Source organism: Agrococcus sp. SL85 (genome assembly GCF_026625845.1).
GTDB lineage: Bacteria > Actinomycetota > Actinomycetes > Actinomycetales > Microbacteriaceae > Agrococcus.
The window spans coordinates 1-12,590 of record NZ_CP113066.1 but is presented as its reverse complement, the minus strand read 5'-3'; the positions used below and the strand labels follow the sequence as shown (position 1 = coordinate 12,590).

At 66.0% G+C, this 12,590-nt stretch carries 6 protein-coding genes and 2 rRNA genes; all 8 read left to right on the top strand.

Annotated elements, in window-relative coordinates; translation table 11 throughout:
- Positions 1–3: 3 nt before the first annotated feature.
- The 8 genes from argC to OVA14_RS00005 all read left to right on the top strand — a co-directional run bounded on the left by argC (position 4) and on the right by OVA14_RS00005 (position 12,550).
- Positions 4–1,050, top strand: coding sequence for an N-acetyl-gamma-glutamyl-phosphate reductase (argC, locus tag OVA14_RS00040; RefSeq protein ID WP_267504309.1), 1,047 nt, complete (start codon positions 4–6; stop codon positions 1,048–1,050).
- On the top strand, positions 1,047–2,216 hold the full coding sequence (argJ, locus tag OVA14_RS00035) for a bifunctional glutamate N-acetyltransferase/amino-acid acetyltransferase ArgJ (protein WP_267504308.1): 1,170 nt from the start codon (positions 1,047–1,049) through the stop codon (positions 2,214–2,216). Before argC ends, argJ begins: the two co-directional genes overlap by 4 nt.
- A complete protein-coding gene (argB, locus tag OVA14_RS00030) occupies positions 2,206–3,144 on the top strand; it encodes an acetylglutamate kinase (RefSeq protein WP_267504307.1) in 939 nt (312 codons plus the stop codon). The genes argJ and argB overlap by 11 nt, the downstream gene beginning before the upstream one ends.
- Positions 3,141–4,085, top strand: coding sequence for an ornithine carbamoyltransferase (gene argF / locus OVA14_RS00025; protein WP_267504306.1), 945 nt, complete (start codon positions 3,141–3,143; stop codon positions 4,083–4,085). Before argB ends, argF begins: the two co-directional genes overlap by 4 nt.
- Positions 4,082–5,530 carry an argininosuccinate lyase gene (gene argH / locus OVA14_RS00020; RefSeq protein ID WP_267504305.1) on the top strand — a complete coding sequence of 483 codons (1,449 nt, stop codon included), beginning with the start codon at positions 4,082–4,084 and terminating at the stop codon, positions 5,528–5,530. The genes argF and argH overlap by 4 nt, the downstream gene beginning before the upstream one ends.
- Positions 5,531–5,550: 20 nt before the next feature.
- The gene (tyrS, locus tag OVA14_RS00015) at positions 5,551–6,849 is read left to right on the top strand and encodes a tyrosine--tRNA ligase (RefSeq protein WP_267504304.1); all 1,299 of its coding nucleotides are present in this window, start codon (positions 5,551–5,553) and stop codon (positions 6,847–6,849) included.
- A 657-nt stretch (positions 6,850–7,506) separates the two neighbouring features.
- Positions 7,507–9,030 (top strand): 16S ribosomal RNA (locus OVA14_RS00010).
- Positions 9,031–9,434: 404 nt separating this feature from the next.
- Positions 9,435–12,550, top strand: a 23S ribosomal RNA gene (locus OVA14_RS00005).
- The 16S and 23S rRNA genes sit together here, the layout of an rRNA operon.
- The last annotated feature ends 40 nt before the right edge of the window (positions 12,551–12,590 follow it).

The window sequence follows — 12,590 nt, the reverse complement described above, 5'->3', positions numbered from 1 at the left end:
GGCATGAGCCTCTCCGTCGCCGTCGCTGGCGCGAGCGGGTACGCCGGGGGCGAGCTGCTGCGCCTGCTGGCGCAGCACCCCGAGCTCGAGGTGCGCACCGTCACGGCGCACTCGAACGCCGGGCAGCCCCTCGTCGCCGTGCATCCCAACCTGCGCTCCCTCGCGTCGCTGACCTTCCAGGAGACCACCGCGGAGGTGCTGGCAGGCCACGACGTCGTCTTCCTCGCGCTGCCGCACGGCCACTCCGGGGCGATCGCGGCGCGGCTGCCGGAGTCGACGCTCGTCGTCGACGCGGGCGCCGACCACCGGCTCGAGCGCGCCGAGGACTGGACGGCCTTCTACGGCACCGAGCACGCGGGCACCTGGCCCTACGGCATGCCCGAGCTCATCCTCGCCGACGGCGGCCGCCAGCGTCGCGAGCTGCGCGCGGCCCGCCGCATCGCGGTGCCCGGCTGCAACGCGACGGCGGTGACGCTCGCGATCGCCCCGGGCATCGCGGCCGGCCTCGTCGATCCCGGCGACCTCGTCTCGACGCTCGCGGTCGGCCCCTCGGGCGCCGGCCGGGCGGCGAAGGTCTCGCTGCTCGCCTCCGAGCTCCTCGGCTCGGCGAACGCGTACGGCGTGGGCGGCACCCACCGCCACCTGCCGGAGATCGCGCAGAACCTGCGCCACGTCGGCGCGCCGGAGGTGCGCCACTCCTTCACGCCCATGCTCGTGCCCATGTCGCGCGGCATCCTCGCCGCCGTCACGGCGCCGCTCATCGCCGATGCCAGCCCCGAGGAGGTCCGCTCGGCCTGGGTGGGCGAGTACGACGACGAGCGCTTCGTGCACGTGCTGCCCGCGGGCCAGTACCCGCGGACGGCAGATGTGCTCGGCACGAACGCCGTGCAGATCGGCGTCGGCGTCGACGAGGCCGCGGGCCGCGTCGTGGCGATCGCCGCGATCGACAACCTCGGCAAGGGCACGGCGGGCGCCGCGATCCAGTCGGCCAACATCGCCCTCGGCCTCGAGGAGCACCTCGGCCTCACGATCGACGGGGTCGCCCCGTGAGCGTGACGGCCGCCGCGGGCTTCCGTGCGGCGGGCGTCGCGGCTGGCGTGAAGTCGTCCGGCGCGAAGGACGTCGCGCTCGTCGTGAACGACGGGCCGCTCGACGCGGCGGCGGCGGTCTTCACGTCGAACCGCGCGAAGGCCAACCCGGTGCTCTGGAGCCAGCAGGCGATGGCCGGCGGCGCCGCGCGCGCCGTCGTGCTCAACTCCGGCGGCGCCAACTGCTTCACCGGATCCTTCGGCTTCCAGACCACGCACCGCACGGCTGAGCGCGTCGCCGAGCGGCTCGGCATCGGCGCGATCGAGGTGCAGGTCGCCTCGACGGGCCTCATCGGCGTCGGCGACGAGGCCTTCCGCGCGGCGGTGCTGCGCGGCGTCGACCTCGCTGCGGAGGCGCTCTCGACCGAGGGCGGCCAGGACGCCGCGCGCGCCATCATGACCACCGACTCCGTGCCGAAGCAGGCGGTCGCCGGCGGCGACGTCGACGGGCGCGCATGGACGGTCGGCGGCATGGCCAAGGGCGCGGGGATGCTCGCCCCCGGCCTCGCCACGATGCTCGTCGTGCTCACGACCGACGCGGTCGCGGCGCCCGACGCGCTCGATCGCGCCCTGCGGGCGGCCACCGCCCGCACCTTCGACCGCCTCGACTCCGACGGCTGCATGTCGACGAACGACACCGTGTGGCTGCTCGCCTCGGGTGCCTCGGGCGCCGAGCCCGACGAGGCGGCCCTCACCGCCGCCGTGACCGCGGTGTGCGACGACCTCGCGGCGCAGCTGCAGGTCGACGCGGAGGGCGCGAGCCACGACATCGCGATCGAGGTCGTCGGCGCGGCGAGCGAGGACGACGCGGTCGTCGTCGGCCGCTCCGTGGCCCGCTCCAACCTCTTCAAGGCCGCGATCTTCGGCAACGACCCCAACTGGGGTCGCGTGCTCGCGGCGATCGGCACGACCGATGCCGCCTTCGACCCGTACGCGGTCGACGTCTCCTTCAACGGCGTGCGCGTGTGCCACGCGGGGGAGCCCGACCGCCCGCGCGAGGAGGTCGACCTCTCGCCGCGCGCGACGCGCATCCGCATCGAGCTGCACGCGGGCTCGGCCTCGGCGACGATCCGCACGAACGACCTGACCCACGACTACGTGCACGAGAACTCCGCATATGCCAGCTAGGGACGAGGCGCTCCTCGCGCAGAAGGCCGCCACGCTCATCGAGTCGCTGCCGTGGCTCGAGCGCTACCGGGGCGCCACGATGGTCGTGAAGTACGGCGGCAACGCCATGGTGAGCGAGGACCTCCAGCGCGCCTTCGCGGAGGACGTCGTCTACCTCCGCCACGTGGGCATCCGCCCGGTCGTGGTGCACGGCGGCGGCCCGCAGATCAGCGAGGCGCTGCGCATCCACGGCATCGAGAGCGAGTTCCGGGGCGGCTACCGCGTGACGAGCCGCGAGGCGATGGACGTCGTGCGGATGGTGCTGACGGGGCAGGTCGCGCGCACGCTCGTCTCGCTCATCAACGCGCACGGCCCCGTCGCCGCGAGCATGTCCGGCGAGGACGCAGGCCTCTTCACGGGCCGCCGTCGCGGCGTCGTGATCGACGGCCAGGAGCACGACCTCGGCCAGGTCGGCGACGTCGTCGCCGTCGATCCCGCCCCCGTGCAGCGCCTGCTCGACGCGGGCCTCGTGCCCGTCGTCTCGTCGATCGCGCCCGACGGCGACCGGCCGGGGGAGTCGCTCAACGTCAACGCCGACGCCGCGGCCGCGGCGCTCGCCGCAGCGCTCGGGGCGCAGAAGCTCGTCATCCTCACCGACGTCGAGGGGCTCTACGCCGACTGGCCCGACCGCTCGTCGCTCATCAGCGAGCTCACCGACGTCGAGCTCGCAGCCCTCATGCCCTCGCTCGAGTCGGGCATGATCCCCAAGATGCAGGCGTGCCTCGACGCTGTCCGCGCGGGCGTGCCGAAGGCTGCGATCATCGACGGCCGATCGCCGCACTCCATCCTCACCGAGATCTTCACGAGCGCCGGCTCGGGCACCGAGGTCGTGCCCGCGCCGGCCGACGCCACGCACGCCACCGTCCTGAACGCCAAGGAGCACGCATGACCCGCCACTTCCTCCGCGACGACGACCTGAGCCCCGCCGAGCAGCGCGAGGTCCTGGAGCGCGCCGCCAGGATGAAGGCCGACCGCTTCGCGGAGCGCCCCCTCGAGGGCCCGCAGTCGGTCGCGGTCATCTTCGACAAGTCGTCGACCCGCACGCGCGTCTCGTTCCACGTCGGCATCTCCGACCTGGGCGGCTCGCCGCTCATCATCTCGACCGCATCGAGCCAGCTCGGCGGCAAGGAGACCGCGGCCGACACCGCGCGCGTGCTCGAGCGGCAGGTGGCCGCGATCGTGTGGCGCACCTACGCGCAGGCGGGCCTCGAGGAGATGGCCGAGGGCACGACGGTGCCCGTCGTGAACGCGCTCTCCGACGACTTCCACCCCTGCCAGCTGCTCGCCGACCTGCTCACGATCCGCGAGCACAAGGGCGAGCTCGCCGGCCTCTCGGTCGCCTTCGTCGGCGACGGCCGCTCGAACATGGCGCAGTCCTACCTGCTGGCATGCGCGACCGCCGGCATGCACGTGCGCGTGGGCGCCCCGGCCGGATACGCGCCGGAGGCCGAGGTCGTCGCCGACGCGCAGCGCATCGCCGCGAGCACGGGCGGCTCGGCGACGGTCGTCGCGAGCGCGGCGGAGGCCGTGGAGGGCGTCGACGTCGTCGTCACCGACACCTGGGTGTCGATGGGCAAGGAGGACGAGAAGGCCGAGCGCGTCTCGACCTTCGGCGGCTTCCGCGTCGACGAGGCGATGATGGCGCTCGCGAAGCCCGACGCGGTCTTCATGCACTGCCTGCCCGCGGACCGCGGCTTCGAGGTGACGGCGGAGGTCATCGACGGCCCGCAGTCGATCATCTGGGACGAGGCGGAGAACCGCCTGCACGCGCAGAAGGCGCTGCTGGCCTGGCTGCTCGAGCGCAGCCTGCTCGAGCGGAGCGCGGCATGAGCGGCGCGCAGGGGACCGGTGCATCGGGTGCCGCGCCGCAGCACGGCACCAACGAGGGCTCGCTCTGGGGCGGCCGCTTCGCCTCGGGCCCGAGCCCCGAGATGGCGGCGCTGTCGAAGTCGACGCACTTCGACTGGCGGCTCGCGCAGCACGACATCCGCGGCTCGAAGGCGCACGCGACCGCGCTGCACGCCGCGGGCCTGCTCTCGGACGACGAGCTGCGCGACATGCGCGGCGCGCTCGACGCGCTGGCCGAGCGGGTGCGCACGGGCGCGTTCGTCGCCGCGGAGTCCGACGAGGACGTCCACGGCGCGCTCGAGCGCGGCCTCATCGAGGTCGCGGGCGCCGAGCTCGGCGGGCGCCTCCGCGCCGGCCGCAGCCGCAACGACCAGATCGCGACGCTCGTGCGCGTCTGGATGCTCGAGGAGGCCGAGGAGGTCGCCCGCGGCATCCGCGCGGTGATCGAGGCGCTGCGCCTGCAGGCCGAGGCGCACCCGGACGCCCCGATGCCGGGCCGCACGCACCTGCAGCACGCGCAGCCGATCCTGCTCTCGCACCACCTGCTCGCGCACGCGTGGCCGCTCGTGCGCGACCTCGAGCGCCTCGCCGACTGGCGCGTGCGCGCGAGCGAGTCGCCCTACGGCGCCGGCGCGCTCGCGGGCTCGACGCTCGGGCTCGACCCGGCGCTCGTCGCGGCCGAGCTCGGCCTCGCGGCCCCGAGCCCCAACTCCATCGACGCCACGAGCGCGCGCGACGTCGTCGCCGAGCTCACCTGGATCCTCGCGATGACCGCGATCGACCTCTCGCGCCTCTCGGAGGAGATCATCCTGTGGTCGACGCGCGACCTCGGGTTCGCGAGGCTGCACGACGGCTTCTCGACCGGGTCGTCGATCATGCCGCAGAAGAAGAACCCCGACATCGCCGAGCTCGCGCGCGGCAAGGCCGGCCGCCTCATCGGCGACCACACGGGCCTCCTCGCCACGCTCAAGGCGCTGCCGCTCGCCTACAACCGCGACCTGCAGGAGGACAAGGAGCCGGTCTTCGACGCCGTCGACCAGCTGCGCCTGCTGCTGCCCGCCTTCGCGGGGCTCGTCGCGACGCTCGACTTCGACGAGGCGAGGATGCGCGAGGGCGCGGCCGCGGGCTACGCGCTCGCGACCGACGTCGCCGAGTGGCTCGTGCGTCGGCGCGTGCCCTTCCGCGAGGCGCACGAGATCTCGGGAGCGCTCGTCCGGCTCTGCGAGGAGCGCGGCATCGAGCTCGACGAGGCGACGGACGAGGACTATCGCTCCGTCTCGGAGCACCTGCTGCCCGAGGTCCGCGAGGTCCTGACGGTCGACGGCGCGATCGCCGCCCGCGCGGGCATCGGCGGCACCGCAGGATCGGCCGTCGCGGCGCAGCTCGCGGCGCTCGACGCGCGGCTCGCGCGCCTGGCCGGGGCGTGATCCTCCGGTAGGTTCGTCGGGTGACCGAGATCGCCCCCATCCAGCTCGACCCGTCGTTCGACAACGTCTGGGACGAGCTGGTCTATCGCGGCTCGGTGCACGTCTCGACCGACCCCGAGGCCCTGCGGGAGCTGCTCGGCGGCGAGCCGATCGCGTTCTACTGCGGCTTCGACCCGACGGCGCCGAGCCTGCACCTCGGCAACCTCGTGCAGCTCATCCTCATGCGCCGCCTCCAGCTCGCCGGCCACCGACCGCTCGCGCTCGTCGGAGGCTCGACCGGCCTCATCGGCGACCCGAAGCCCACGAGCGAGCGCACGCTCAACGCGCGCGAGACCGTCGCGGAGTGGGTGACGTACCTGCAGGCGCAGGTCTCGCGCTTCCTCTCGGCCGAGGGCGACAGCGCGATGCGCCTCGTGAACAACCTCGACTGGACGGCGCCGCTCTCGACGGTCGACTTCCTGCGCGAGATCGGCAAGCACTTCCGCGTCGGCACGATGCTGCGGAAGGACGCGGTCGCGGCTCGCATGGCGAGCGACGAGGGCATCTCGTTCGCCGAGTTCAGCTACCAGGTGCTGCAGGGCATGGACTTCCTCGAGCTGCATCGCTCCTACGGCTGCGTGCTGCAGACCGGCGGCAGCGACCAGTGGGGCAACCTCACCGCCGGCACCGAGCTGATCCGCAAGGCGGAGGGCGTGCACGCGCACGCGATCGGCGTGCCGCTCATCACCGACGCCGACGGTCGCAAGTTCGGCAAGAGCGAGGGCAACGCCGTGTGGCTCGACGCCGCGCTCACGACGCCGTACGCGATGTACCAGTTCTGGCTCAACGTCGACGACGCGATCGTGGTCGACCTGCTGAAGGCGTTCACGTTCCTGCCGAAGTCGCGGATCGACGAGCTCGAGGCCGCGACGGCCGAGGCGCCCTTCCGCCGCGAGGCGCAGCGCGAGCTCGCGCTCCAGGCCACGGCGTTCATCCACGGCGCGCAGGCCACCGAGCAGGCGATCGCGGCATCGCAGGCGCTGTTCGGCTCGGGGGATCTGGCGGCGCTCGACGCGGGCACGCTCGAGGCGGCGGTGGTCTCGCTGGACAAGCAGGCGACGGCGACGCCCGACGCTCCCGTGCTGCAGCTGCTGCTGGAGACCGGGCTCGTCGATTCGCTGTCGGACGGCAGGCGCGCGATCGGGCAGGGAGGCGTGTCGGTGAACAACGAGCGCATCGACGATGCGGCGGCCACGCTCGAGGGCAGGCTGCTCCACGGGCGCTTCGCCGTGCTGCGGCGCGGCAAGAAGACGCTGGCGGGGATCGACGCGGGGGCCTGAGGGCCCCCGTTCCCGCATCCGGCGATAGGCGGAGGCCAGGGCGACACGCCCGGGATGCGCGCCGTTTGCGGCCAGGCGCCGCCAGCCATGTAACGTATCTCCTCGTCACCCCAAAGACGCCGGGCCGGAGAGGCCAGCGGATCAAGAGGGACCACCTCCCCGCCGAGAGGCGACACGCTGATTGCGTGGCGCTCGATGACGCGGGTATGGTGACAAACCACTTCAACGATGAACGTGCGGAACGCATGGTCGGCAGCTGTCGATCGATCATGGAGTCGCCTCGGCGACTCGCCGGCCCCGGCCGGAACGACGACTTGACAGTCGCTCCGAAGCGTGTAACCTAGCGAGGTTGCCACGAACGGAAACTGGAAAGCCGGTGTGAGTTTCACTCCGCACGGTGTGTCGATTTGACACCGACGAAGAAGTGGTTACGATTGAGAAGTTGCCTCGGCGCTGACCCGGAAGGGAAAGCACGAGAGCGTCCGATCCTTGAGAACTCAACAGCGTGCACAATGTCAAATGCCAAATTTTACTCGTCGTGACCTTTCGGGGTCGCAACGATTCCTTTGGATGATGATGGATTGTCAGTTGACGATCCTTGTTGTCAGATCGAACTCGCTGCCGTCCGGTTTTTCCCCGGTCGGTCAGCAACATTTCTTTACGGAGAGTTTGATCCTGGCTCAGGACGAACGCTGGCGGCGTGCTTAACACATGCAAGTCGAACGATGAAGGAGGAGCTTGCTCCTCTGGATTAGTGGCGAACGGGTGAGTAACACGTGAGCAATCTGCCCTTGACTCTGGGATAAGCGCTGGAAACGGCGTCTAATACCGGATACGACCCTCGGAGGCATCTCCTGTGGGTGGAAAGAACTTCGGTCAAGGATGAGCTCGCGGCCTATCAGCTTGTTGGTGAGGTAATGGCTCACCAAGGCGACGACGGGTAGCCGGCCTGAGAGGGTGACCGGCCACACTGGGACTGAGACACGGCCCAGACTCCTACGGGAGGCAGCAGTGGGGAATATTGCACAATGGGCGCAAGCCTGATGCAGCAACGCCGCGTGAGGGACGACGGCCTTCGGGTTGTAAACCTCTTTTAGCAGGGAAGAAGCGAGAGTGACGGTACCTGCAGAAAAAGCACCGGCTAACTACGTGCCAGCAGCCGCGGTAATACGTAGGGTGCAAGCGTTGTCCGGAATTATTGGGCGTAAAGAGCTCGTAGGCGGTCTGTCGCGTCTGCTGTGAAATCCCGAGGCTCAACCTCGGGCTTGCAGTGGGTACGGGCAGACTAGAGTGCGGTAGGGGAGATTGGAATTCCTGGTGTAGCGGTGGAATGCGCAGATATCAGGAGGAACACCGATGGCGAAGGCAGATCTCTGGGCCGTAACTGACGCTGAGGAGCGAAAGCGTGGGGAGCAAACAGGCTTAGATACCCTGGTAGTCCACGCCGTAAACGTTGGGAACTAGATGTGGGGACCATTCCACGGTCTTAGTGCGTAAGCTAACGCATTAAGTTCCCCGCCTGGGGAGTACGGCCGCAAGGCTAAAACTCAAAGGAATTGACGGGGGCCCGCACAAGCGGCGGAGCATGCGGATTAATTCGATGCAACGCGAAGAACCTTACCAAGGCTTGACATGTACGAGAACGCGCTGGAGACAGCGAACTCTTTGGACACTCGTATACAGGTGGTGCATGGTTGTCGTCAGCTCGTGTCGTGAGATGTTGGGTTAAGTCCCGCAACGAGCGCAACCCTCGTCCTATGTTGCCAGCACGTCATGGTGGGAACTCATGGGATACTGCCGGGGTCAACTCGGAGGAAGGTGGGGATGAGGTCAAATCATCATGCCCCTTATGTCTTGGGCTTCACGCATGCTACAATGGCCGGTACAATGGGCTGCGATACCGCAAGGTGGAGCGAATCCCAAAAAGCCGGTCTCAGTTCGGATTGAGGTCTGCAACTCGACCTCATGAAGTCGGAGTCGCTAGTAATCGCAGATCAGCAACGCTGCGGTGAATACGTTCCCGGGCCTTGTACACACCGCCCGTCAAGTCATGAAAGTCGGTAACACCCGAAGCCGGTGGCCTAACCCTTGTGGAGGGAGCCGTCGAAGGTGGGATCGGTGATTAGGACTAAGTCGTAACAAGGTAGCCGTACCGGAAGGTGCGGCTGGATCACCTCCTTTCTAAGGAGCATCTCGCCCTTCGGGGCGCAGAGCCACTTCGGTCGCGAACGTCGATCGGTGGTCAGCTCATGGGTGGAACATTGACATTGGTGCTCGGACGATCTGTCCCTGTCTAGTACGGCTGCTTCGGCGGTCAGGAAGAGCAGGGTCGGGGAGGCCGGGCACGTGCACGCTGTTGGGTCCTGAGGGACCGGACGGCGCCTTTGGGCGTTGGACGAACCTCTGGGCCGGCCGGCTTCGCAGCAGTGCTGCGGATTCGACGGCACCGACCGTATGTTGAGAACTACACAGTGGACGCGAGCATCTTAGATTCGAGCTTCGGCTCGAGTCTTGATGATCTTTATAGATCATTGGTCGCCGTCGCCTCCGGGTGACGGTGTCCTAACCAAAATACTCATGTATGTGGTCAAGTTTCTAAGAGCAAACGGTGGATGCCTTGGCATCTGGAGCCGATGAAGGACGTAGTAATCTGCGATAAGCCTCGGGGAGCTGATAAACGAGCTTCGATCCGAGGATCTCCGAATGGGGAAACCCCGCTGGGCGGCGTGCCGACCCAGTGACTCCCGCCTGAATATATAGGGCGGGTAGAGGGAACGTGGGGAAGTGAAACATCTCAGTACCCACAGGAAGAGAAAACAACAGTGATTCCGTCAGTAGTGGCGAGCGAACGCGGATCAGGCTAAACCGATCGTGTGTGATAGCCGGCAGGCGTTGCACGATCGGGGTTGTGGGACATCTCAGCTGTTCTGCCGAGCAGCAAGCGTGACAGACCGCGGTAGGCGAAGGACTTGGAAAGGTCCATCGAAGAGGGTGACAATCCCGTAGCCGAAACCGCGCGATGGCGCGAGGTCCATCCCAAGTAGCACGGGGCCCGAGAAATCCCGTGTGAATCTGCCAGGACCACCTGGTAAGCCTAAATACTCCCAGATGACCGATAGCGGACAAGTACCGTGAGGGAAAGGTGAAAAGTACCCCGGGAGGGGAGTGAAATAGTACCTGAAACCGTTTGCTTACAAACCGTCGGAGCAGCCCTAGCAGCTGTGACGGCGTGCCTTTTGAAGAATGAGCCTGCGAGTTAGCGATATGTGGCGAGGTTAACCCGAGTGGGGTAGCCGTAGCGAAAGCGAGTCTGAATAGGGCGATTCAGTCGCATGTCCTAGACCCGAAGCGAAGTGATCTATCCATGGCCAGGTTGAAGCGAGGGTAAGACCTCGTGGAGGACCGAACCCACTTAGGTTGAAAACTGAGGGGATGAGCTGTGGATAGGGGTGAAAGGCCAATCAAACTTCGTGATAGCTGGTTCTCTCCGAAATGCATTTAGGTGCAGCGTTGCGTGTTTCTTGCCGGAGGTAGAGCTACTGGATGGCCGATGGGCCCCAAAAGGTTACTGACGTCAGCCAAACTCCGAATGCCGGTAAGTGAGAGCGCAGCAGTGAGACGGTGGGGGATAAGCTTCATCGTCGAGAGGGAAACAACCCAGACCACCGACTAAGGTCCCCAAGCGTGTGCTAAGTGGAAAAGGATGTGGAGTTGCTTAGACAACCAGGAGGTTGGCTTAGAAGCAGCCACCCTTGAAAGAGTGCGTAATAGCTCACTGGTCAAGTGATTCTGCGCCGACAATGTAACGGGGCTCAAGCACACCACCGAAGTCGTGGAATTCGCGCAACAGCTCGGCAGCCCTTGTGGCTGTCCAGGCGTGCGGATTGGTAGGAGAGCGTCGTGTGGCGAGTGAAGCGGCGGAGGAATCCAGCCGTGGACGCCACACGAGTGAGAATGCAGGCATGAGTAGCGAAAGACTGGCGAGAAACCAGTCCTCCGAAAGACCAAGGGTTCCAGGGTCAAGCTAATCTTCCCTGGGTAAGCCGGGACCTAAGGCGAGGCCGACAGGCGTAGTCGATGGACATCAGGTTGATACTCCTGAGCTGGCGAAGAACCGCCCCAGTCAATCCAGTGGTGCTAAGAGTCCGAATCCTCGGGCCGAACCCTTCGGGGGGACGCCCTTGGGCTAGCACTCGACCCCATGCTGGTGCGGCTAGCGTATTAACAGGTGTGACGCAGGAAGGTAGCAGAACCGGGCCGATGGTTGAGTCCGGGTAAGCCGTAGGGCGTGCGATAGGCAAATCCGTCGCACATATAGCCTGAGAGCTTTGCCGAACCCTAGAGGGAAGTCTGTGATCCTATGCTGCCAAGAAAAGCATCGACGCGAGGTTCTAGTCACCCGTACCCCAAACCGACTCAGGTGGTCAGGTAGAGAATACCAAGGAGATCGAGAGAATCGTGGTTAAGGAACTCGGCAAAATGCCCCCGTAACTTCGGGAGAAGGGGGGCCTGAGGCGTGACAGCACTTGCTGCTGGAAGCGTTTGAAGGCCGCAGAGACCAGTGGGAAGCGACTGTTTACTAAAAACACAGGTCCGTGCGAAGACGCAAGTCGATGTATACGGACTGACGCCTGCCCGGTGCTGGAAGGTTAAGAGGAAGGGTTAGCGCAAGCGAAGCTCAGAATTTAAGCCCCAGTAAACGGCGGTGGTAACTATAACCATCCTAAGGTAGCGAAATTCCTTGTCGGGTAAGTTCCGACCTGCACGAATGGCGTAACGACTTCCCAGCTGTCTCAACCGCGAACTCGGCGAAATTGCACTACGAGTAAAGATGCTCGTTACGCGCAGCAGGACGGAAAGACCCCGTGACCTTTACTACAGCTTGGTATTGGTGTTCGGTGTGGCTTGTGTAGGATAGGTGGGAGACTGTGAAGCATGCACGCCAGTGCATGTGGAGTCATTGTTGAAATACCACTCTGGTCACTCTGGATATCTAACTTCGAACCGTGATCCGGTTCAGGGACAGTGCCTGGTGGGTAGTTTAACTGGGGCGGTTGCCTCCCAAAAAGTAACGGAGGCGCCCAAAGGTTCCCTCAACCTGGTTGGCAATCAGGTGTCGAGTGTAAGTGCACAAGGGAGCTTGACTGTGACAGTGACAACTGGAGCAGGGACGAAAGTCGGGACTAGTGATCCGGCAGTGGCTTGTGGAAGCGCTGTCGCTCAACGGATAAAAGGTACCTCGGGGATAACAGGCTGATCTTGCCCAAGAGTCCATATCGACGGCATGGTTTGGCACCTCGATGTCGGCTCGTCGCATCCTGGGGCTGGAGTAGGTCCCAAGGGTTGGGCTGTTCGCCCATTAAAGCGGCACGCGAGCTGGGTTTAGAACGTCGTGAGACAGTTCGGTCCCTATCCGCTGCGCGCGTTGGAAGTTTGAGAGGATCTGACCCTAGTACGAGAGGACCGGGTTGGACGAACCTCTGGTGTGTCAGTTGTTCTGCCAAGAGCACCGCTGATTAGCTACGTTCGGGATGGATAACCGCTGAAAGCATCTAAGCGGGAAGCCGGCCTCAAGATGAGACTTCCGTGCCTTCGGGCGAGAGGCTCCCAGCCAGACTACTGGGTTGATAGGCCGGATGTGGAAGTGGGGACTAACGACCCATGGAGCTGACCGGTACTAATAAGCCGATGACTTGATAACAACAACATGAGCTTGCTGCTCGCGTCCACTTTGTGGTTCT